The following is a 22,605-nucleotide window of genomic DNA, read 5'->3' as shown; positions in this document are numbered from 1 at the left end:
CAATCGAGCTCGGTTTTGGCGGGTAAATTTATTCAATAGACCCTAATAAACGTCACGACGATAACGACCATCTAAACGTAATTGTTCAACTGTGTCTTCTCCAAGGATATCAATTAAGGCGAGATCAACATCAGTTGCCATACCATTGATACTGCCACAGACATAGATCACCGCATCATTGGCTACCCATTTTTTCAGTTCTTCCGCTTGATCACGCAGTTTATGATGTACATAAATTTTTTCAGCTTGATCACGAGAGAAGGCTAAATCAATACGTTTTAGCATCGCTGTATTTTGCCAAGCTTGAATTGTATCTTTAAAGAAATAATCGTTTGCTTGTTGGCGTTCACCAAAAATCAACCAGTTTTCAGTATAGTCCATACGAACACGGGCATGAATCAAACTCATTAATCCCGCAATCCCGGTACCATTTCCGATACAGATAATCGGGCGGTTATCGGTAATTAAATGGAAAGATTCATTATTACGAATTCTTAACGCAATTTTATCACGCAATTGCACATGTTCTGTCAGCCAACCAGAACCGAGACCAAGCTCACCTTGAGGATTTTGTTGCTGACGAACCACCAAACGCAACACTTGCTGACTTGGAATACTGGCAATCGAATACTCACGAGTCGGTAGTGTAGGGAGTTGCTCAAGTAAATGTTCCATATTGGCAAAAGGTTCAACAGCAACAGTTAAATCGCGCTTCCAAAGAGCTTCTTGAATACTTTGTTCGAGTGAATCCACTTTTGTTTCTGCATGAACTTGATATTTATCCAAGAACAATTGAATACGTTCTGGGCTATTTCCCGTTTGAATTTCAGCAATATCACCTGCTTGCCAAGCTGTATCATAACTGGCTTGTAATTCAAGATTAAATGCGGGTGCGCCTAAGCTGTTTGGATTGAGTAATTCTCGTTTTGTTAGACGCCATTGATCAAAAACTTTATCAATAGACATTGTTTGTAGATCGAGTTTTGTGGCTTTTGCTAAAGCATCATTCCAATGTTGGATATCTGCATTATTGCCATTGTTGACTTCAAGCGTAGCAAACAATTGTTGCGCACCAGAATGTTTTAACCATGCATCTATGCGATGCCCAAAGCTACAATAGGTCTCAGGATAGTCTTGTGAACCCAATGCTAGAACCGCATATTTTAAATGCGAAAGATCCAATGATGTAGCCATAAGCTTTTTCTCAAAGTGCGAGGCTAAGTCAGGTGCTTCACCTGTACCATAGGTACTTGCAATCAAGAGAATCTGTTTGGCTTGCTTGAGGTCATCTTCAGAGAGTTGTTGTACAGCTTTTACCGTTGTTGGCTGATGGGCTTCTTGTAGACTGGTTGAGGTGCGCCATGCCAATTGCTCAGACATTCCTGTTTGAGAGGCATAAGTAATTAACCAAGGTGTTGCATTTGGATCAATTTGAATTGCTGAACCCGCTTGTTTTGCAGCAAGCGTAAGTCGCTTTTGCTTACGACGTTTTAAATACAGCATCCATCCAGTAACAAAAAATAATGGCATTGCCAATGCCGCAAGCATTGCGATGAATTGAAAAACTGGGCCAAAGAAACTACCACGGTGTACAGGGAGCATACTTCCCATGATTTTTTCATTGAGTGGTTTGCTTTCGTATAAGTCTAATTTTTCAATTTGTGCAGTTTGATAGTTATAGGTTGCTTTATTTCGTGCACGCTCATGTTGTGGAATAGCATCAACAAAAGTGAGTTCAACTTTACCATCTGGCTTTTTAGGGATCGAAACAGTCAGTGTCGAATAGTCACGATTAATTTGAGCATTAAACCCATTCCATGTTTGAGTAAGTACATGTTGAATTTGTTCTGGTTTTAAACCTTCTTTATTCTCATGCTTATTTTCACGGTCTGGTTGTTGATGACCTGTCGTTTGATTTTGCTTTTCGCCACGTTGTTGTGGTTGTTGTTGAGGATTGCCAGAAGCCCCTTGACGTCCTTGACCTTCTCCACCACGTGCCGCTTGCATTTCAGGCTGAGGTCGTTCAACCCCCATTACTTTAAACATACCATTACGCCACCAGTCATACGACCAATACAGCCCAGTACATGCTAAAAGTAAATAAAAGATCACCACCCACGTTCCGACTACAGCATGTAGATCCCAAAGAAAATTACGACCTTTGAGTTTAGGCTTAATGGCAAACCATTGTTTAAAAGAATGCTTTTTCGGCCAGCGTAAATAGAGGCCACTGAGTACAAAGAAAATTAACATCAAGGTACTGGCGCCAGTAATTTGTTTACCGACTTCACCGACAGTTAAGTTACGATGCAGTTGCTGTATAAATTGAAAAAAATCTTTGCCTTTCACTTCTGGAAGAACTTCGGCCGTGTAAGGGTTTACCATCATGGTATAACCTCTACGAGCGCTTTCTTTGACAATATTAATGTTTGAAGCTTCTTCAGCGGCTTTTGCGACAGTAATACTGTTGATCTTCATTTCAGGGTTTTGGGTTTGGAAATGTTGATAAATTTCAGCAGGCGTGAGTTTTGCCTGATTTTCAACTTTTACCGTGTAGCTGTCTGGGTTTAACCATCTTTGAATAGGTTGTTCATAAGAATAGATTGCACCAGTCACTCCCATAATTGAGAGAATTAAACCAGCTGTAATCCCTAGAAACCAGTGAATTTGAAAAAAAGTCTTTTTAAACATGGCAATGCAAAGGGCAGAATATTTTTGATAGCAAATTATAGCTGAATAAATCGGAGAGATAATGAATTTTGCAGATAATATTTATTCTCATTATCATTTTTATTAAAATAACAAAGTACAAAAAACCTCCAAAAATGGAGGCCTTTTAAAATTTTAAATTAAAGTGTCTTGGGTTCACCAACAACTTCTTTTAAATGTTTACGCAGTGTTTCAAATGGAAAATTCTTGCTATCCATACGCTTAGGTAGAATATATGCGCCTTGTTGGCCTTTTACTTTAAAGTTTACCAGTAAGAATTCAGGGGTGTTGTACCATTCATAAATGTCTTTCCAAGCCACGGTTCCAACACCTTCTTGTACACCCATTTGTTGACGCATCACAATACCACTTGGCTGCACCCCTAATTTTACCCCTTTGATTTCCTGAACTGGAAATTCATTCATCTTGCGTTTTACATACCATTCAAGACCGAACTTGCGAACCAAAAGATAGATGGCAACTGCAGCAAGAACCACCCAAAAAATAATGGTTGAATAGTTTTTAATTAAAGCGATGCCAAGTAATGAGAGTACCACTGCTACACCCATGATTGCCCAAGCTTTAATCCCAATTTTATTGGTACTACGCCAAATTGCAAGTTGAGCGCCGCGTTGTTCGGCTTCCGAAACTTCGTACGGAACAGGTTGTAAGGTATAAGCGTAAATATTCTTGGCAGTCATAGTGTCAGTAATGTATGTAAATCTAGTCAGAGTTTAGCACTAAATCTCAAGATTTAGTGCACCTATTGTACCAAATAACGATGCAATTTTGATGCACATTTATAAAGAAGCCAATTCAGTAGATTGATCATCTCGTTCATGGCTTAAATTCTGTTTCAAGCTACTTAGTTGCTTTAAAATACTGAACATTAATGACAATTGTTGAAGAATAATGAGTGATTTAGAGTCTTCTGACTCGGATTGGCTTAAACGGGTACGAATGGCTTTCAACATATTGTGCGCGGTTAAATCAGGCATTTCATCCCGTAATAAAGCCCCAGAGATATCATCTAAAGCTTGATCCAATAAATTAAGTACCTGTTGGTCTTTCACTTGCTCACGATGTGCGCCGAGTGCTGCAATATAGCTAAGAAAGGTATGATTTAAACATAAGAACTCAAAAGCTAAGCTTTTTTGACTTGGGTCAAAATCTGGTTCAGTGGCAAGGGTTGAAATCAGTGAGGCAACATCTGCATCCCGATTATGTGCAGCACGGCGAACAATTCGATACTCTAAACTATTATTGCGTCCCTGATGATATTGAGCGACTACATTTGCCAAATAATTGCATTGAGCTTCCAATGAGCGTTGAATCGTGCGGGGTAAACGACGAAACTTCCAGTCAGGGAAAATAAAGCTGACACCGAACCAGGCGAGGGCACAGCCAATCACTGTATCAATCATACGAGGTAGCGCTGCCTCATAGCCAAGCCCATCCAAGTTAAAATTGATCAGCGCCATGATGGTAATAAAGGCAGTGGCTTGGGCATATTGTTTACTGCGTAAATCAAAAAACAATACACCACTGAGTACGAGTAATAAGAGTTGTCCTTCAATAGAGGGCACAAAATACAAAATTGCATAGCCTAAAATAATGCCGCCTAATGTTCCAATAATCCGTAATCTTAAACGTCGTTTGGTCGCATTAAAGTTCGGTTGGCTGACAAACAGTGCGGTTAATAGAATCCAGTAACCATATTCAATATTGGTGAGTTGCACAAAAACATAGCCAATAAACAAAACAATCGAAACACGAATTGCATGTCTAAAAAGTACAGACTCGGGAGTTAAATTTTGTTTGATTCGAATGACAATATCATCCCAACCTTTGAGGTCATCATCTTTAAGTTGGTTTTCGAAATTTTTACTTTGATCGTATTTTATATGTCGTTCAGTTTCGAGATTTTGTAATTGGGCATCAATCGACTTTAAGTTTTGATAAAGTGCAAACAATGAATTGATCCAAATTAAGTCATAATTTTCTTCTTTTTTGAGTTTATCCAGCGAGTATCTGAGGTTTTTAAAAGCATGCTCAAAACGGACATTATGCTGGTAAGTGGTACGGTGTAAGATACTATCGCTTAGATCCTTACAGGCTTTGCCTTGCAGCGCTAAAATGCGTTGAAAACGAAATAACACATCGCTATGTTCAAACATTTTGGCCAGCTTTTGATAATCAATATGTGCTGAATCGGCCCGTTCATGAATATCTTGTGCAACAAAGTAATATTGTAAACTACGACGTGTATCACGTTGTCCTCGGTCACCCTTTAAACGCGTCAACAAGGCGGTACGCATATCATTAAAAATGCTGATGAGCTGCCCATTTTCCATAGACAAACTAATCATACTGTCTTGATAGCTGGTTGGTGTCATATCGACATCAAACAAATTGGATTTGGAAAATAGAAAATTACCTAATGAGGAAAAACATTGAGACAGCTTGTCTTGAACTTGCCGTACTGGGAACAGTAAAAAACTGATGGTTGAAATAACCCCATACCAAATTGCACCAACCACCAATAGACTTGGCTGGATATACCATTGATCAAATAAATGCACCCCAAGCATGGAATACACAGAAACCACCAGACAGCCATAAGAAATGGTGGCATAGCGACGTCCCAAAGAACCCAATAAAATCCAACCGATACAAGAAACAATCAAACCTAAGGCAAACAGAATAGGGTAAGGAAAGAGCAGGCTCACTGAGGCAGCGGTGATAAAGAATCCGATATAGGTATAGATCAAATTCATGATACGTACAGAGAAGCGATCGTCTATATCACTGAGACCTGCTGCAACCACCCCTAAGGTGAGAGGAATGGTCATTAACTGCTGTCCCAACAGATAAGGTACAAATGCAGTCCCTGTAAAGGCAATGATCATTCTCAAGTTATACATGAAACTTGTGTTGTAGGTTGCTTTTCTGAGTTTTAACAGCCAAGTGTTCAAAGGAAATCCTTGTTAAATCAATAGGGTGTTATTTACTTGGGAAATGCGATTTGGCTTATATGACTTTTCACTTATCTTTGTGACAAATCATACAATGGACAGTGTAAACTTGTCTGCAACATTCCTTATCAAATTATAAACCATCTATGTCTGAAAAAAACGTTGGTCAGCAGTATTCAACGGGCTGGATTATGCTTTTGGCTTTATTTACTTCTTTGGGTCCATTATCCATTGATATGTATTTGCCAGCATTACCACAAATGGCGCAAGATTTTAATGTGACGACCCAGCAAGTCGCCAATACCTTGCCGGCGTATTTTTTTGGTCTTGCTGTTGGTCAATTGATTTATGGTCCAATCAGTGACCGTATTGGGCGTAAGAAACCGCTTTATTTTGGTATGACCTTGTTTGCTTTTGCCAGTTTGTTGTGTGTTTTAGCACCTGATCATTGGTCATTGATTGCCGCACGCGTTTTACAAGCTTTGGGGGGCTGTGTGGGTGTGGTGATGGCACGGGCTGCAATTCGAGACCGTTTAGATGTGCAAGGTTCAGCACAAGCTTTTTCCAGTATGATGATTGTGATGGGGATTGCCCCAATTCTTGCTCCAACCTTGGGTGCCGCCATTCTACAATTCTTTAGTTGGCAAGGTGTCTTTATTGCCTTGTTTGTGATTGGTCTGTTTTGCTTATTTTGTGTACATTTTTTATTTAAGGAAACACTCGCACCAGAACGTAGGCTGCGTCTCAACTTTAAACAAGTTTTTATTTTATATGCTGCTATTTTTAAAGATCGAAGCTTTCGCTTTCCAATGTTGGCAGGTTGCTTTACTGGTGCAGCACTATTTTGTTATATCAGTTCCGCGGCAGCAGTGTTGATGGATGGTTATCATTTAACTCAGCAACAGTTTGCTATTGCCTTTGGTTTTAATGCTTTTGGTATCATTTTACTGTCTTCTATCAATAAGCGTTTAGCCAACAAACTCTCGGTGATCCTGCGGTTAAAAATTGGTGGTTTGATTCAGGTCACAGGCGCATTGATTATTGTCAGCGCAGGTTTCATGTCTGATGCACCATTGGCGATTGTGATGTTGGGCTTATTTTTCTCTGTTTCAGGGATTGGTTTTACTGGACCGAATGCGATGGCATTGGCGATGTCTGAACAAGGCTCAAGAGCAGGAACTGCAAGTGCAATTATGGGCAGTATGCAATTTGCGTGTGGTCTATTGGGTGGTGTGGTATTGAATTTTCTCATATGGAATCATTTATTAAATATGGGAATTTTGATGTTGGCTTTTACTGTGGCTGGATTTATGGCAATTTTAAAAGTGGCTCAACAGTTCAAGATGAAACAAATTTAAGCTTATATCGATACTGAACAAGAGATCGTCTTGTTTATTTACAAGACAAAAGTGAATTTTGTTTTATTGAATCAAAGACGATCTGTATTTTTTATTCAAGTATGAGGAAATTGACAGGTTCTAAGAGATTGTATTGTTAGAACAAGTACGCGATACACATACACGCGGTCAAAGCAGAAACGATAAAAACACAAACGCCAGAAAAACAAAAGCCGACGATTCGAGTGATGAGTAAATCGTCGGCCAAAATACTTCGTTATAAAGATTCAGGCTGCTAAGTTGAATCTTAAGAAGCATAAGTTTTTAGTTTCTCTGAGAGAAGGTCTCCAAATTTCTTTGCGGATGCCGTGCAATCAATTTGGTTGCTGCAGACCTTATACTTATATAACGACAACAGTTTCAAATTGGTTGACAAGAAAATGAAAAAAAGTTGAAAAAAAATTATAATATTGTTCTTTATGCAATCTAGGCTGTCGTCATGGTGTCTTTAAACAAATATTTTTTGTGGTTTTTGCTGCTTTGTTTAGTCTTGACCATGGTTGCAGGTGTGTTAGCAGCATTACTGCCCAATGAAATTGCTGGCGTGTTAACCGCAATACCTTATTTGATTGCGATGATTATCGTGTTATATCGTTTTCTCAAACAACAACGCCGTGCACCTACAGACCAAGAGCGTAAAAAACTGACCCTTGGTTATACTGCAATATTTTGGGGCTATAATTTACTTGGGGTATTTGCGGGCGTTTGGTTTTTTTCTCAAAATGATCCAGAAGTGTGGAAAACTTTTGTGATGTATCTGCAAAATACTCAATTTTTGCTCACTGCATTGATCATGTTGTTGATGTTGGCAATCCCTTTATATTTAATTACCTATTGGTTTTATGGAAAGCAAGCGCAGCGTATGGCAGTTAAAATGTTTGGTCAATGATCTGTTTAAATTGTTGACTTTACTTTGAGAAATCAAAGTCATTGATGAAATCTGTATCAATACAAATAAGCAAAAAATAAATCTTATTTTTAAGCTATGGATATGCTGTTAGTGTACGAACATATCCATAAATTCGCGTAATTCTTGAATCGCAATTTCAATGTCTGTGGTTAACCACGTTGGTTCAAAGATCCCTGCATAATGTTCTAAACGATCTTGAGGAACAACAAGTCGTATCGGGCAGTCTTCTTCAAGTAAACGCCATGGCACGATTGGAACTTCATTATCCAGAAATGGTACGACATTGCGAATATCAATAATCATTGCATTGACACATTCTGGGAACGGCATGACCGACAATTCATCTGTACGGCGACGGAAATACTCTAAATCGCCCCATTTTAGAATATAACTTGGCTTGTTAAATTCAATAATTCCAATGAGATGATCATCTCTTGAGGTATGTGTGAAGCATTGATGCGTGACATCAGTGTCCAAGTCCAACCCGACACTTTGTCGTTGATAAGCCATATCTACAATAGCCAAAAAATGGGGTACATATTATAGCTCATTTATCTATCAAGAACTGCTCGAATTAAAATTTACTTTTGCTTAAAATATTTTTACACACTGATCACAAATAGCCTGTTAGTATAAAAATACATCAATTCGATGGAGGTGGACGTCATGAAACACGATTTCAATAAACCATCTTATGTAACAAGTACTGAAGATATAACGCATAAGAATCGCTTACCCATTTATATGCTTATTCTTGTGGGGTTATTTCTTGTTTCCTTGCTTGTTTACATGATCGCCGATTGGGTTTAATCCCATCTATCATCTATAAAGATTATATTGATCAGACAAACTCTAGCTGCAAAGCTGGAGTTTTTCATTTTTGCATGCTTTTGTTGTATTTATGCAGTTAAATTTGCTCGTTATATAAGCAATAGATAAAGTAGAAGAGTAATTCATCAAGTATCCAATTCAAATAAAGAATGTTGCTTAAAGTCATTTGAGCACGCTCAGATTGTTATAAATCTATAACTTGAGGAAATAAAAATGAATGAAATTTTACAAACAAGGGGGAGATTTGATGCCATGTATTATTGGGATCAATTCCACCCGATTCTCGCCGCTGTTGCCATCCTTATTGTGGGATGGATTATTGCACTGATTGTTGCAGCAGGAATTAAAAAAATCCTAGAAAAACTAGGTACAAATACAAAATTGTCTTCAGCAACAGGTCATCGTTCAAATATTGAAAGTATTCTTTCTCGAATTGTTTTTTGGGTGGTGATGGTGATCGCGGTGATTGGTGCATTAAATGTGCTGAATCTTACCAGCGTAAGCAGCCCATTTAGTTTAATGATTCAGCAATTCTTATTGTTTATTCCACAATTACTGGCTGCCGTGGCCATCGGGTTTATCGGCTGGATTGTGGCAAATCTGGTTAAAGTCGGCTTAAAAAAAGCCTTGGATCGGACTCAACTTGATGAAAAATTAAGTGCCGATGTTGGGGTCAGTCCGATCAGTCAGAATATCGCTGATATTGTGTACTGGCTAATTTTATTGCTGTTCCTACCAATTGTATTATCAATTTTAGGTTTGCAAGGCTTATTGCTTCCAGTGCAGAACATGCTGAATGAGGCAGTCTCTTATATACCAAATATTTTCATTGCGGGTGTCATCGTTTTTGTCGGTTATATCTTGGCAAAAATCCTGCGCGGGATTGTTGAGGGTTTAATCAACAGTCTAAATTTACAAACCCAAATAGAAAAAGTAGGGCTATTTAAAAACTCAAACCAAGGTTTAGCGAAGTTTTTAGGCTCTTTTGTTTTTGCCGTTGTCATGATTACTGCGTTAATTGTGGCTTTTGAAGCACTTGGTATACAGGCTATTTCACAACCAGCAACCGCAATGCTGGGTGAAATCATGTATGCAATTCCACATATTATTGCAGCCGGATTAATTTTAATTGTGGCCTATGTGGTGTCTCGTTTTGTGGGGCGTTTGGTTTCAGAAGTTGTTGCTGGAACAGGTGTTGATGAAATTCCTGCAAAATTAGATTTGCAACGCTTTTTAGGTGACACGAAAGTTTCTTGTATCATTGGTTATCTGATTGTTTTCTTTACCATGTTATTTGCTGTTTCCGAAGCGGCAAATCGACTGGGCTTTGAGCAAGTTAGTCATTTGATTTCAATGTTTATTTACTTTGGTGCCAACATTTTGTTAGGCGCAGTGATTTTGGTGATCGGTTTCTGGTTGGCCAATATCGTGGCGAATGTGGTACAGCGTGGTGAGTACAATAGCTCAAGATGGTTAGGCAACTTGGTTCGTGTTTTGATCATGGGGCTGGTGATTGCAATGGGTTTAAAAGCCATGGGAATTGCCGATTCGATCGTTAATCTTGCTTTTGGCTTAACCTTGGGTTCTGTGGCAGTTGCTTTTGCATTGGCCTTTGGTCTAGGTGGACGTCAACCTGCAGAACGCGTTTTAACGGATTTAATCGATAAAGCCAAGAAAGAGGCAAATCAACCGAATCCATTAAAGCAAGAAAATACTTATTCATCACAGCCAAGTGGCACAGATGCTACGCAAGTAACCGCGGATACCCCTGCGATTGAAAATGAGTACAAGTCACTTACTGATTCATTGAAACAGGACAAAGATGACCCGAATTAACATTTAAATTCTTTTAAAGATCGATCAGGATTGATGCTTGATCGATCTTTTTATTTTTAGGTCAAAAGTGAGAGGGAATAGAGATGTCTAAGAAAAAGCCAAATAATTTCATTGCACCCATTGTGATTGCAGGAATCACTGTGGGTTTTTTAGCAAGCGCTTATAAATTTGTGTTTGCAAAACCGAAAAAGCAGCCATCAGAAATTGTTAAGCAACAACATGAATCTCAAAACAAATCTCAAGAGTGATTGTGTTCGCAAAGCATGAATTTTATCGGTTTTTTTATAGAAAACAGATAGACATCAGATGATTTATTGTCTAGATTGAATGGGTGAATATGTAGGCAATATAAAACACACTCATCTGATAAATATCATTTTCAAAGGAATTGAAATGAAGATCATCTATTTTTTACACAAAATTCATCAGTCGTTATTTGCAAAAAACCATGATCTAAAGTCGATGGATTTGGCGATTCAACGTGTGACCCAGAAGCAGCAAATTCAGAATCAACTTATCTTATTTAAAACAGATTATCTGGAATAAGCTTTCTATTAGACTTCTTTCATAAGTTCGTTTTAAAACCATAAAACAACATAAAAGTGTCCTCATCCTAGCCTTCTCCCAGCGAGAGAAGGCGCTTTCAATACCCAAATGATTCACTCCACATGATCATTTTTTGATTTATAAAAGATCTTTATTGATCAATTTAAATTAGACATATTCTGAAGCTGCATGTGCTGAAGCCCATGCCCACTGGAAATTAAACCCGCCTAAATGACCAGTTACATCTAAGATCTCACCTATAAAAAATAAACCTTTTTGTTTTTTACTTTCCATGGTTTTTGATGAAACTTCAGTGGTGTCAACACCGCCTAAAGTGACTTCTGCAGTCCGATAGCCTTCAGTACCAGAGGGTTTGACTTCAAATTGCTGTAGTTTATTGGCAATCGTTTCAAGTTTTTCATCACTTAATTGCCCAATCGCCGTTTCAGCCCACTCGGACCAAATGAGATTTTGTAGTTCAATCACCACACTTTTCGGTAAAAGTTCAGTCAGTAAGGTTCTGATTAACACCTTGGGTTGGCTTTGCTTTTTGCGCTTTAAAAAATCAAACAGCTCAAGACTTGGTAAAAAGTTAATATGGAATGCTTGTCCTGCATTCCAATAATTTGAAAGTTGTAATGAGCTTGGACCACTTAAACCACGATGTGTAAACAACAATGCTTCAGTAAATGCAATCAGTTCGTTAGATAGTGTTGCTTCAACTGCATTGCCGCTTAAACGAGTGGTAACTTCTTTAAATTGATCTGAAAAAGTGAAGGGAACTAAACCTGCGCGTGTAGGATAGATGTGGTGACCAAATTGTTTGGCAATTTCATAGCCGATGCCAGAGCCACCCAATGTTGGAATAGATAAGCCACCTGATGCAACAACAACAGATTCAGCCTGAAAATAGCCTAAATTGGTGGCGACTTGAAAAGTCTGTTCGTCAACCGTGTTGATCGCTTTGACTTCACAACTGGTTTTAATCTCAACATGATGTGTTTTTTCACATTCGTTGAGCAGCATGCTTAAGATTTCTTTTGCGCCATTTAAGGTAAACAGTTGTCCATGTTTGCGTTCTTCATAGTCAATGCCATATTCACAGACCATCCCAATAAAGTCCCAATTGGTATAACGCGTCAGGGCAGAGATGACAAAATGTGGGTTATGTGAAATAAAATTTTCAGGCTCAACATAAAGATTGGTGAAGTTACATTTACCACCACCTGACATGAGGATTTTTTTACCAATTTTATTGGCTTTCTCAACCACTAAGACTTTACGACCTCGAGCAGCTGCTTTTGCCGCAAGCATTAAACCTGAAGCACCCGCGCCGAGGACAATCACATCATATTGGTTAGAAGACATATCACACTCATGGAAACTTTGAGCAGGGGATTATAGACAAATTTAAAGTAATTTTCAGGACAATTATAAACTGATGAGATTTAGCTACGTCCTTGCAAGCCACCACTGTGCAGGATCAAAATTTTTGCATTTTCTTCAAAGTAACCTTTTGAAATTAAGTCAAAAATTCCATAAAACATTTTTCCAGTATAAATCTGTTCAAGCGGAATGTGATATTGTTGCTCAAAGTTGTTTATAAAGCTAAGTAATTCAGCAGTGGTTTTGGCATAGCCCCCAAAACAATAATCATCCAGTATTTTCCAATTGCTTTTATGGGTGAGTTGACTGACATCTTGTTGTAAAAAATCACCTTTAAGTGCTGAAAATCCTAAAATTTCCTGCTGTGGTGAACTGGCGTTAATCAGCCCAGTGATTGTGCCACCTGTTCCTACCGCACAGCAAATCACATCATAATGATTTAAATCTTCTGTCGTTAAAATTTCCTGACAACCTTGTATAGCAAGCTCATTGGTTCCACCTTCAGGAATAATATAAGTGTTTGGATAATGTTGTGTTAATTCATCGATCCAGTCATGATTATTTTTTTGTCTATATTTTTCACGTGAAACAAAAACTAGCTGCATGCCCAACTGCTGTGCTGTCGTTAGAGTAGGGTTGAGCGGTTTATGCGCTAACTCCTCGCCCCGAATAATCCCGATGCTTTTAAATCCAAATAACTGTGCTGCATAGGCTGTGGCAGCGATATGATTGGAATACGCACCACCGAAAGTCAGAATGTGTTTTAGGCCAAGCTGACGTGCTTCAATCAAATTATATTTGAGTTTAAAAAATTTATTGCCAGAAATTTGTGGATGGATTAGATCAAGCCGTTTAACTGTAAGTTGAACAGATCCAGCAAAATCTAAACTTTGGTAGGGAATAGTTTGGGCAATATGATCAAACATGCTGATTTTTTAACTGAATGGGGGTATATGAGTAGCTTTGCTTTGAATTAAGCCTGTTCAAGATATTCTAATCAAACATGTAAAGCAAGACAGGTTTGATTGAGTTTCATGTCTATTATTGGGGATAAATTTCTAGGCTTTAACTCAAGCCTTTTTAACTCAAGCTTTTCACTTAGGCGGATCATTGAGTGTTGGTATCGACAGAAGTCACCACAGACATCCCCGGTCGTAAAAATTCTAAACCTTTTTGATTGGGATCAATAGCAATCCGCACAGAAATACGCTGTACGACCTTGGTAAAATTACCTGTGGTGTTGTCAGGCTTAAGCACACTAAACTCAGCACCTGCAGCAGGTGAAATCTGTTCAATACGGCCAGTAAATTTTTGATGTTTCATAGCATCTACCGTAAATGTTGCTTTTTGCCCGATGTGCATATCAGCAATTTGTGTTTCTTTGAAATTGGCAATCACCCAGGTTTGTTGCGGAATTAGATACATTAACTGGGTACCAGCTGCAACATATTGTCCCACACGAGGAGTAACTTCGCCCAACTGTCCATCCATCGGTGCTGCAATCACGCTGTAGTCTTTTGTCGTTACCGCTTGATCAAATTGTGCCTTGGCATTGGTGACTTGTGCTTTTAAGCCCGATTGAGCCACTTGAGCTGTTTTTAACACTTCTTGAGCAACCAATACATTGGCTTCCGCTTGTTTGAGTAAGGCTAAATTATTTTTTACATCCGCAGCCGCTTTGTCTTGTTCTGTTTTAGAGGTTGCGCCAGTATTTCCCAATTGTTGATAACGATTGAGTTGTGCTGTTGAAAGTTCATAACTTGCTTTGGCTTGTTCAACTTTGGCTTGTGCAGCCACAATATCTGCTTTGCGTTGTTCAATCGCTTGGGTTTGATTGGCTAAAGTGGTATTGGCCTGATCAACACCTGCTTCAGCTTGAGTCACTTTCTGATCATAGGTTGTGGTATCAATATGCATTAACGGCTGCCCCTTTTTGACATGGTCAAAATCAGTCACCAATACATCTTTGACATAACCATTGATTTGAGAAGATAAAACTGTGGTTCTGCCTTTGATATAACTATTGTCGGTGGATTCTATGCTGCTATCAAAAGGGCCAATTTTCCATGCGCGCATAATCACAGCAATCCCCACCAACAAGACCAAGAGCATCAACAGCAATGTTCTTTTTGCAGTTGGGATAAGCTTACTGGATGGTGGTGGCGCTGCTGCTGTTGCAGGTGCTTGTGGTGGTGTAACTGCTGCTTGCTCTGTTGGTTTTTGATCTTGCGACATAAGAATTCTCAAATATTTTTTAATACATAGCGTGACATCATGGATCATCTGATTTCGGAATAGCCTGAGATCTGTCTAACTGCTATTGAGGACCTGTTGCTGTTTTTTGAGTTGATAGCGTGTCCAAGCAATATTAAAACTACTCCAAATCAACAGTAAAATGGCGAAAATTCCATTTAATGCAATCACATCATTATAGGCACGCACTTGCGCTTCTCGTGTCACAATCTGGTTTAAATTGCGATAAGCTTGGTTCTGTTCGAGTGATGCATCTAAAGTATATTTATTGGCTGCTTGCTGATAGGCTGCAAGTCGTTGCACCACCAATGGATCAGTGGGTGACAAGTCACTGACAATTTCAGCCCGATAATTTTGGGTGCGTAATTGTTGATAGGTTGAAAAGAATGAATTTCCAATTAAACCACCAAAGCTTTGTGTTGCAGAGAACAACACCACAAAAGTGACCATGTGTGATGGGCCTTTTTGTAAGGCGTTAATAATCCCTGTCAGCAACAATGGTCCGATAAACATACCACTGGCAAAGCCAACGATAAATTGGCTGCGGTAAAAGTTTTCTGGTCGTACATCACTGGTGAGGTGATAGTCTAAAGCGCAGGCGATAAGAACCAAGACCACAGCACCGACCAAGTGCCATGAGATGCGCTCTCTTTTAAAGGTCATGGCGCTAAAAACAGTGCCGAGCACAATGCCAAGAAAAATCACGCTATACAAGGTAACGAACTGATCAGGTCCCATGCCCATAGTTTTTAAAAAGTTAACAGCCGCGTAACTTTGCTCAGACATGAGCAAGCGAATCGCCAACGCACCAAACACAAATTTAAGTGTGGTGGCTGAACCTAGCCAACGGGTAATGATAAGCGGATTGACACGGTAATGTTCATAAGTCAGTCCGATAATAATAAGACAGAATCCTGCAATTAAGGCATACCCTAACCATTTGACTTCAAACCACCAAAGGATTGGGCCTTGGGTCAGGACGATACATAGCAGGGCAAAGCCAGGTGCGAGTAAGGCAAAAGTAAAGAAATCCTGTTTTTCAAAGACTTCGATTCTTAAGCTACGCGGCAGTTTTAAAGAAACCACCATAGCCAAACAACATATCGCTAAACCCAACTCAAAGGTATAGAGCACAATCCAGTCATTTACATCGACCAGAGATGGGGAAATGATCCATGCCAGTGGAATACCCAATTGTTGAAAGCCCAGCGCGAGATAAATTCCTCGCCCAAAGTTTTCTCGTTTAAAGGCCTGCATGATGTAGTACATGCCTAAAGAACTCAGGGGGGCGGCAACCAAACCGCTGATCACACGGACAAACAATGCCATTTCAAAGGTGTGCACAAAGATATGCAGCACCAACACACAAATAAAAAGCACTAAACCAATTTCAGAAAAAAGCCGTAACCCATATTGTTGCCGAGCTTTAAATAGAATCATGTTGGAACTAATATTTGCCATCACATAAGCTGCGGGAATCCATGCAGCCTCTGAAGGCGTTAGCGAGTATTCACCCTGAATAAGTGGTAAATTTGCGGTAATAAAACCATTACTTAAACTACCTGAGATCGCAACAAACAGGCCAATAAAAAAATAAATCAGCTTCTTATGTGTTGGATGTGCAATAGCCGCAGGCGAGCCTGGTAATGTTGGACGTTCTTCAGGTGTCCAATCTGGGGCAGGTTCAAGTAAACGTGGCGATTTATCCATAATTGCCTCAATTATGCCTTGATGCCATCAATCAGTAAGTCAACTGCACGAGTGGCCAGTTGAACCTGTTCTTCATCGGTTAGTCCTTGAAAGGAAGCTCTTAGAATACCGGTAATTAGCGCATAATCTTTTGGGGTGAGATCTGGTCGGCAAATATGATGGGCAATGGCTTGATCAATCAGCGGTTGAAGAATTGCGTCACGCCGTTGATAAATATCCACCATACTTGGGTCATTACGATCAATCACACGCCAATATTCCATCAATGCGGTGAGATAAGGCAGATTCTCGACATGATTACGAATTAACCGAATCAAACCGTCAGGATATTCTGAAAAGCTTTTTGCCCGTTCATCTAGACGAGTTAATGCTTGTTCCATCAAGGCGATGACTAACTCACGGCGATCTTGAAAATTACGATAAAAGGTTGCTCGTCCAACGCCAGCTTCATCAATCACGAGCTGTAATGGCGCACGAATCCCTTGTTTACGGAATATTTTCAGTGCAGCATTGAGCAAATCTTCGCGATTTTGTGCCGCTTGTTTTTGACGTATACGCATAGGGAAAATTGCATTAAATTTTATTCTGATATTTAACGGACATTTTTGTCCGTTGTAAATTGCTAACTCTGTGGATTTTTGTAAATAGCAGCTTTAAAGTGAATGAGATTGGTTAGAATGACTTAGGTCAATGATTAATAAATCGTATAAATAGGTTTAGATTTCTAAATATTTACCCTTTAAAATAAAACAATAAGTGTGCTGAAATTGTGAAAATTTTTAAAAATATTGTTATTTCGATCTGCTGCATCAGTGTATTGGTGTTAAATGCCTGTACGCCATCTGAGAAAAAAGCAGATCAGGCCGCATCTTCAAGAAAATCATCAGATCATCAGATTGAACAACAATTCAAGCTTTGGAAGGCGCAACAAGACCCCCAATTATTGGCAGATTATTATCAGTTTATGTCGCAGTATTTAAAACATCCGCCTAGTCTGATGGAGCTGACAACCAGCCGAAACTATATGCCAGAACAGTGTTACTCAAAACGTTTTGCCATTCCACCTAAAGCCTTTTGGAAAAATGTGGTGAGTAGTTTGCAATTGGTGGAAAAGTTAAATCGAAATGAATATTTTAAAACATATACGATTTCAGCAATCTATCGTGCCCCTGAATTAAATAAATGCATAGGTGGGGCGGAAAAAAGTAAGCATTTAAGTAATTATGCCGTTGATTTTCATGTGCTATCACCCAAAGAAACCATTAAAAAAGATCGCGAATTATTGCTTAAAAAAATGTGTCATTTTTGGCAAGTGGAAGGCAAAAGTTATAAAATGGGTTTAGGTGTTTATGGTAATAATCGCTATCATATTGATACCCAAGGATATCGTACTTGGGGTAAGGACTTTAAATCGAAAAGTTCGCCGTGTCTAAAAAGTTAAAATTGTATTTTTGAGCAAGAATTGAACTTGAATCTATATTAAAAAATGTTGAGAGATTGGGAACGTTATGTATGTTGAACATAGGGGCTGCTGACAATTCGTCTATGTTTGCGACTACGTGTGTTTTTTAGACGATACTAGGCGCGAAATACGAAATTTAGTCATTCTAAATGAGTAGTTTGTAACGACGTAACGTCAAAAACACGCTAGTCCCGAAGGGTTGTGGCTAAAATTATCTCAGCCTACGTTATGAAACTCGAAAATAGTCTCGCTATTCTCTTCGTTTCCTGCCTTGACTGCTCAATTTTAACCTACAACGCAAGCCATTTATGAAATGTCTACAGACCCTAATAAAGGGTTGTTTATTTGCTCTGCCTTTTTTCAGTAGTTATTCTGCTTTTGCGCAAGCTGATGCTGCTGTCGAAGTTGACCCTGAATACGAAGTATTGGGGCGTGCAGGAAAACTGAAAATTCAAAAAGAGTCTTGCACTCAGTATGGTTCTAGTTGTGACTATGTACTCTATGATGCTAAAGGAAAGAAGCAGGTATTAATGGAAAAATGGAGTAAAACCGCAAATGTTTATCAATTTAATCCAAATTTAATGGGTTTTTTGTTGGGGCTAACAGGAAGTGAGTATAATCTCACTGTGATTAACGATAAAAATCAACAAAAAGATTATGGCAGTTTTCTTGCGATGAATGGGCAGCAAAGTTGTTTTGTAACTTTTGAATCGAATTTAAAAAATATGCCAAATTCATTGGTATTTTATAGTATTCCTGATTTTCGGGTACGTTTAGTGCTCAACAACAAAGTGCCACAGTTTAAAAAGCTGAACTATCCTGCAACGGCAAATTTTGAGGATAATGGTGATTTTTCATTTAACTATAATATCAAGATCGGAAACGAGATGGGGGTACAGGATGTTATCATTCAAAACCCTTGTCAGTCTGATTATCGGGTGATCATGAGTTAATATAAATAAAATAAAGTTATTAATTTTATTAAAATTCATCATTTTTATTTTTGAATTGAGTTGTCTATTGTCGTTTTATTCAACAAGAGGACACGACAATGACCACTCAACAGCAAGTTAATCAGGCACAATATCAAAATAAATCAGAAGCATACTTAAATAGCCAAGTACATGCACAAGGCATTGAGTTTGAAAAAATGCAAAATTTAATCCAACAGCATCAATTCAAACGAGTTTTGGATCTAGGCTGCGGTGGTGGGCATGTCACTTATCAGATTGCAGCATTCATTGAGCAAGTAATTGCCTATGATATTACGCCTGAAATGGTCAATCTTGTGACCATGCAATCTCAACAAAAGGGATTCGATCATGTCATAGGGAAGGTTGGTGCAGCAGAGCAATTGGATTTTCCTGTTGAGCATTTTGATTGTGTGATCAGTCGTTATTCTGCGCATCATTGGCAAAGTATCACTCAAGCAATTCATGAAATTTATCGTGTATTACGTGCTGATGGCAAAGTGATCCTGTTTGATATTATTGGCAACTCTAACCCTATTTTAGACACCTTTATTCAGACCATAGAAACCATTCGTGATCCAAGCCATGTTCGAAATTATAGTTTGGCGGAATGGGTACAAATCGTAGAACAAGCAGGCTTTAAGGTAGAAACCATTGAAAAGCAAAGTTTAAAGTTAAATTTTCAAAGTTGGGTGGAGCGTATGCAAACACCAGTAGAGGGCATCAATACCATTCGCTATTTGCAGTCCAAAGCCGCTGATCAAGTACAACAGTATTATCAGATTCAGCAAGATGGCACATTTACCAGTGAAGCTGTATATTTGGTATTGAGTAAAACTTGATTAGAAATCTGATGTCAAAAAAAATAATCAATACAATATTTCCGATATTATTTAGCATGATGGTCTATTCCAGCAGTAGTTATGCTGAGCAGATTCATCGAATAGTGGCCAAGATAGGGCAATTTTCAGTCATTCAGCAAACATGTGATGAAGATGCAAATTATCATTGTGATTTTGTACTCTATGAAGGCGATGACTATAGATTACCTTTGGTCATGGACTGGGAGCGTGGTTTAAATGTTGAAAACCAAACCGAGGATTTCTTGCATTTAAGCTATGGCTATACCTTTAATGTTCATCATAGTCTTTTCATCTCGAAGGCGGGGATCGTTCAGGCTTTAGACAACGTTGTTGCTGTGGATGAAAACACTGAGTGTATCGCCCGATTTGAATTAAAAAATGCGCCTACGATTATTTTCCAAAAAGTATTTACTGCAAAAGTTTTAAATAAAATTCAATTTCAACCAGAGCAATACTCTAAAATTGAGTCTGTAAGCGTAGATGCTTTTCAATATTTTAGTGACATGGAATTTGATGGAAATGGTGGCTTTCACTATCGTTACAAAAATAAAAATGGTGAAGATCAAACTGTTTTAATGATAGATCCTTGTGAGGTATAGCAACTTTCTATAGAGATAGACACCTTTTGAAATAAAAAATAGCTGTATTTTTAATCAGAACTGTTATGCTCGAACTATAAATAAAACAAAAAATGGAGGAGATGCCATGAAAAAGCTATCCATCAGTTTGAGTGTAATACTTGCAGTATTTTTGGTTGGGTGTGAAAAGAAACCACCTACACCAACAAAAACTGAAGTTCGTTCAATCCATATCGCTGGTATGCCTGTGTATGAAAAAGACTATCGTCTCAGTGTTCGTTCAGTGGATTCACAACCCTGATTTTTATTCAAAATATAAAAACGAGTGCATCAAAAGAGGATGCACTCGTTTGGTTTTAATTCAATTTAACTCAGTTGATTTTAAATGAATTAATGAAAAACAGTTTCTAAAGCTTTTAGTCCGACTTTAGGATCAAGTAATCCATTATAGATATCAGGAATTTCACGTTCTACGTCAAAGAACTCATAAATTGCAATCATGGCACCACGAACAGAATATTCAACTGTAAAAACCACATCATCTTCAATTTCAACAAATTGTCCCAAGAATGCGAAGTTTTGTGAGCCTTGTGGAATAACCTGTGGGCGGTCACCAGGCTTACGGCAAGCAAATAAAGCTGATGCATAAGGCATCATGGCTGTTGTTACAATAGTGTTTGCTAGAACATGTTCAAGAATGTCATCAAAGCCGAGTTGTAGAATCAGTTCAGTGAGTATTTCATTGCCTGTTGCTTGTGACATCGGTTTTTTGATGTAGTCACCTGTTTGATCAATTTGGAAACCATAGCCCCAGAGGGTAAAGGTGCCTTCTGGTAAATTTGCAAAATGCGGTTGAGCTGGCACCACAATCGATAAATGCCAACCAGATTCAAACCAAGTCATCAGTGCCCCAGTACCTGGCTGGTTGCCTGTGTAATCAATGATGCGATTTAACAGAACATCGTCTTTCATGGTGAGTGTAAAAGACTCCCATTTATGTTCATCAATGTTGCCATAAAAGGTCATTGGTCGGCCAAAGTCCAGTGCTTTTTTCGCAAGGGTTTCCCATAAGGTCCAACCATGATCAAGTCGATCACGAATAAGCGCTGGAATATCATCATTCCCTGCATAACGAGAATCTGCTGTAATTGAACCTAAAGTAAATATTGCAAGATCATTCTCTTGAAGGTTGATTTGCTCAGTACCTTCAGGAAGGTTGACATACAAGCGTGTTGCACGACGTTCTAGGGTTACATCATCGGTTTGAAAGTCTGCATCTGTCACATAATTACCAAAACGAACATCTACGCCTTGTTCAAGCAACCAACGTTGTAGCGGCAAAATCATGGAATCATATTGGTTGTATTTGGTTCTTTTTACCCCAGCGAGGGTATGAATACGTGGTAACTCTTGGATAAAACGTAAGAAATAGCGACGAAGTTCTGCTGCACTGTGCCATTTTTGGAAGGCAAATGTCGTACGCCACATACGCCAAAAGTTTGTTTCAAAGAAGGTCTCATCGAAAAATTCATCAATACGGCGGCTGCCAATTTTTTCTTCTTTCGCCGCCAATAAGTGTAACATTTGCGCACGATGGCGTGTATTTAAACCCAGTTTAGCGGCATCTGAAATCACATGCTGCGCATCAATTAAACGGGCTTGTGCATGGGTTTTGACTTGTTGATTGAACTCACGACATTCTTCACGAACAGAAATTTCAGGATTTTCTAAGGATGGAATACTCGAAAATAAGTCCCAAAGACATAAATATGTTTCATCTGTCAGCATCCGCCCACCACGGGTAACCCATGCTTGTGCAGCATGTGGCATGTGACCGCCATCCATTGAACCACCTGAGACATCTAACTCTTCGAGAATGTGAATATTTTTAGCTGGTACTTTGGCATCACGTATGGCAAATGCGGCAGCTGCCATTCCAGCAATTCCACCGCCAATGATCCACAAATGTGCTTGGCTTGCATCTAAGCGGTTGGTTTTATTGTTGTGCATTTTTTACCCCTGAGTATAAATGTTGATTTTGGATAATTTAAAACCATAGTTTTATTATGGTTTTTTTATAGCCTATAAATACATGAAAATGGAAGTTAATTTTTGTGATTAATGTGGTCTATTTTATGGCTTTTTAGGATATTTTATATACCTTGATGATTTTGTTGA

The 22,605-nt window shown here is 38.8% G+C and carries 20 protein-coding genes; 10 read left to right on the top strand and 10 right to left on the bottom strand.

Annotated features, from left to right (window positions below; translation table 11 throughout):
- Positions 1–42 precede the first annotated feature (42 nt).
- The 3 genes from F981_RS17450 to yccS form a co-directional block, all read right to left on the bottom strand.
- Positions 43–2,691, bottom strand: coding sequence for a PepSY domain-containing protein (locus F981_RS17450; protein ID WP_004723780.1), 2,649 nt, complete (start codon positions 2,689–2,691; stop codon positions 43–45).
- A 158-nt stretch (positions 2,692–2,849) separates the two neighbouring features.
- The gene (locus F981_RS17445; protein ID WP_004723779.1) at positions 2,850–3,410 is read right to left on the bottom strand and encodes an SdpI family protein; all 561 of its coding nucleotides are present in this window, start codon (positions 3,408–3,410) and stop codon (positions 2,850–2,852) included.
- Positions 3,411–3,509: 99 nt separating this feature from the next.
- Positions 3,510–5,684, bottom strand: a complete 2,175-nt coding sequence (gene yccS, locus F981_RS17440; RefSeq protein ID WP_081401077.1) for a YccS family putative transporter — start codon at positions 5,682–5,684, stop codon at positions 3,510–3,512.
- 146 nt (positions 5,685–5,830) lie between these two features.
- Between yccS and F981_RS17435 the strand changes: the two genes are divergently transcribed.
- Together F981_RS17435 and F981_RS17430 are read left to right on the top strand one after the other, a co-directional pair.
- Positions 5,831–7,042 (top strand): multidrug effflux MFS transporter, encoded by a 1,212-nt coding sequence (locus F981_RS17435; protein ID WP_004723774.1) that lies wholly within the window; start codon positions 5,831–5,833, stop codon positions 7,040–7,042.
- Between the two features lie 478 nt (positions 7,043–7,520).
- Positions 7,521–7,970, top strand: a complete 450-nt coding sequence (locus tag F981_RS17430; RefSeq protein WP_004723773.1) for an ABZJ_00895 family protein — start codon at positions 7,521–7,523, stop codon at positions 7,968–7,970.
- Between the two features lie 108 nt (positions 7,971–8,078).
- Here F981_RS17430 and F981_RS17425 read toward each other — a convergent pair whose 3' ends face one another.
- A complete protein-coding gene (locus tag F981_RS17425; RefSeq protein WP_004723771.1) occupies positions 8,079–8,501 on the bottom strand; it encodes a hypothetical protein in 423 nt (140 codons plus the stop codon).
- A 534-nt stretch (positions 8,502–9,035) separates the two neighbouring features.
- On the opposite strand from F981_RS17425, the gene F981_RS17420 reads away from it, so the two are divergent.
- The 3 genes from F981_RS17420 to F981_RS24005 all read left to right on the top strand — a co-directional run bounded on the left by F981_RS17420 (position 9,036) and on the right by F981_RS24005 (position 11,204).
- Positions 9,036–10,658 carry a mechanosensitive ion channel gene (locus tag F981_RS17420; protein ID WP_004723768.1) on the top strand — a complete coding sequence of 541 codons (1,623 nt, stop codon included), beginning with the start codon at positions 9,036–9,038 and terminating at the stop codon, positions 10,656–10,658.
- 83 nt (positions 10,659–10,741) lie between these two features.
- Positions 10,742–10,906: a hypothetical protein gene (locus F981_RS24010; protein WP_004723765.1), complete on the top strand. Its 165-nt coding sequence runs from the start codon at positions 10,742–10,744 to the stop codon at positions 10,904–10,906.
- A 145-nt stretch (positions 10,907–11,051) separates the two neighbouring features.
- Entirely contained in the window at positions 11,052–11,204 is a 153-nt protein-coding gene (locus tag F981_RS24005; protein ID WP_004723764.1) for a hypothetical protein, read from the top strand.
- Positions 11,205–11,372: 168 nt separating this feature from the next.
- Here F981_RS24005 and F981_RS17415 read toward each other — a convergent pair whose 3' ends face one another.
- From F981_RS17415 to F981_RS17395, 5 genes are all read right to left on the bottom strand, one after another.
- On the bottom strand, positions 11,373–12,572 hold the full coding sequence (locus tag F981_RS17415; RefSeq protein ID WP_004723762.1) for a BaiN/RdsA family NAD(P)/FAD-dependent oxidoreductase: 1,200 nt from the start codon (positions 12,570–12,572) through the stop codon (positions 11,373–11,375).
- Between the two features lie 80 nt (positions 12,573–12,652).
- Complete coding sequence (locus F981_RS17410; RefSeq protein ID WP_004723760.1) at positions 12,653–13,516, bottom strand: 1-aminocyclopropane-1-carboxylate deaminase/D-cysteine desulfhydrase; 864 nt, start codon at positions 13,514–13,516, stop codon at positions 12,653–12,655.
- A 181-nt stretch (positions 13,517–13,697) separates the two neighbouring features.
- Positions 13,698–14,825 carry an HlyD family secretion protein gene (locus tag F981_RS17405; protein WP_004723758.1) on the bottom strand — a complete coding sequence of 376 codons (1,128 nt, stop codon included), beginning with the start codon at positions 14,823–14,825 and terminating at the stop codon, positions 13,698–13,700.
- A 75-nt stretch (positions 14,826–14,900) separates the two neighbouring features.
- Complete coding sequence (locus F981_RS17400; RefSeq protein WP_004723756.1) at positions 14,901–16,553, bottom strand: MFS transporter; 1,653 nt, start codon at positions 16,551–16,553, stop codon at positions 14,901–14,903.
- An 11-nt stretch (positions 16,554–16,564) separates the two neighbouring features.
- A complete protein-coding gene (locus tag F981_RS17395) occupies positions 16,565–17,113 on the bottom strand; it encodes a TetR/AcrR family transcriptional regulator (RefSeq protein ID WP_004723754.1) in 549 nt (182 codons plus the stop codon).
- 209 nt (positions 17,114–17,322) lie between these two features.
- Between F981_RS17395 and F981_RS17390 the strand changes: the two genes are divergently transcribed.
- From F981_RS17390 to F981_RS24000, 5 genes are all read left to right on the top strand, one after another.
- On the top strand, positions 17,323–17,994 hold the full coding sequence (locus tag F981_RS17390; RefSeq protein ID WP_004723753.1) for a D-Ala-D-Ala carboxypeptidase family metallohydrolase: 672 nt from the start codon (positions 17,323–17,325) through the stop codon (positions 17,992–17,994).
- 329 nt (positions 17,995–18,323) lie between these two features.
- Complete coding sequence (locus F981_RS17385; RefSeq protein ID WP_004723752.1) at positions 18,324–18,968, top strand: hypothetical protein; 645 nt, start codon at positions 18,324–18,326, stop codon at positions 18,966–18,968.
- Between the two features lie 98 nt (positions 18,969–19,066).
- A complete protein-coding gene (locus F981_RS17380) occupies positions 19,067–19,828 on the top strand; it encodes a class I SAM-dependent methyltransferase (RefSeq protein WP_004723751.1) in 762 nt (253 codons plus the stop codon).
- Between the two features lie 56 nt (positions 19,829–19,884).
- Positions 19,885–20,448, top strand: a complete 564-nt coding sequence (locus F981_RS17375; RefSeq protein ID WP_004723750.1) for a hypothetical protein — start codon at positions 19,885–19,887, stop codon at positions 20,446–20,448.
- Positions 20,449–20,554: 106 nt separating this feature from the next.
- Positions 20,555–20,728: an NF038215 family lipoprotein gene (locus F981_RS24000; RefSeq protein ID WP_004723748.1), complete on the top strand. Its 174-nt coding sequence runs from the start codon at positions 20,555–20,557 to the stop codon at positions 20,726–20,728.
- A gap of 89 nt (positions 20,729–20,817) precedes the next feature.
- On the opposite strand, the gene F981_RS17370 is transcribed toward F981_RS24000, so the two are convergent.
- On the bottom strand, positions 20,818–22,437 hold the full coding sequence (locus tag F981_RS17370) for an oleate hydratase (RefSeq protein ID WP_004723746.1): 1,620 nt from the start codon (positions 22,435–22,437) through the stop codon (positions 20,818–20,820).
- Between the last annotated feature and the right edge of the window lie 168 nt (positions 22,438–22,605).

This window comes from Acinetobacter guillouiae CIP 63.46, from assembly GCF_000368145.1.
Classification (GTDB): Bacteria; Pseudomonadota; Gammaproteobacteria; order Pseudomonadales; family Moraxellaceae; genus Acinetobacter; species Acinetobacter guillouiae.
Note: the sequence above shows the minus strand (reverse complement) of the source record. Positions and strands in the feature narration are given on the sequence as shown.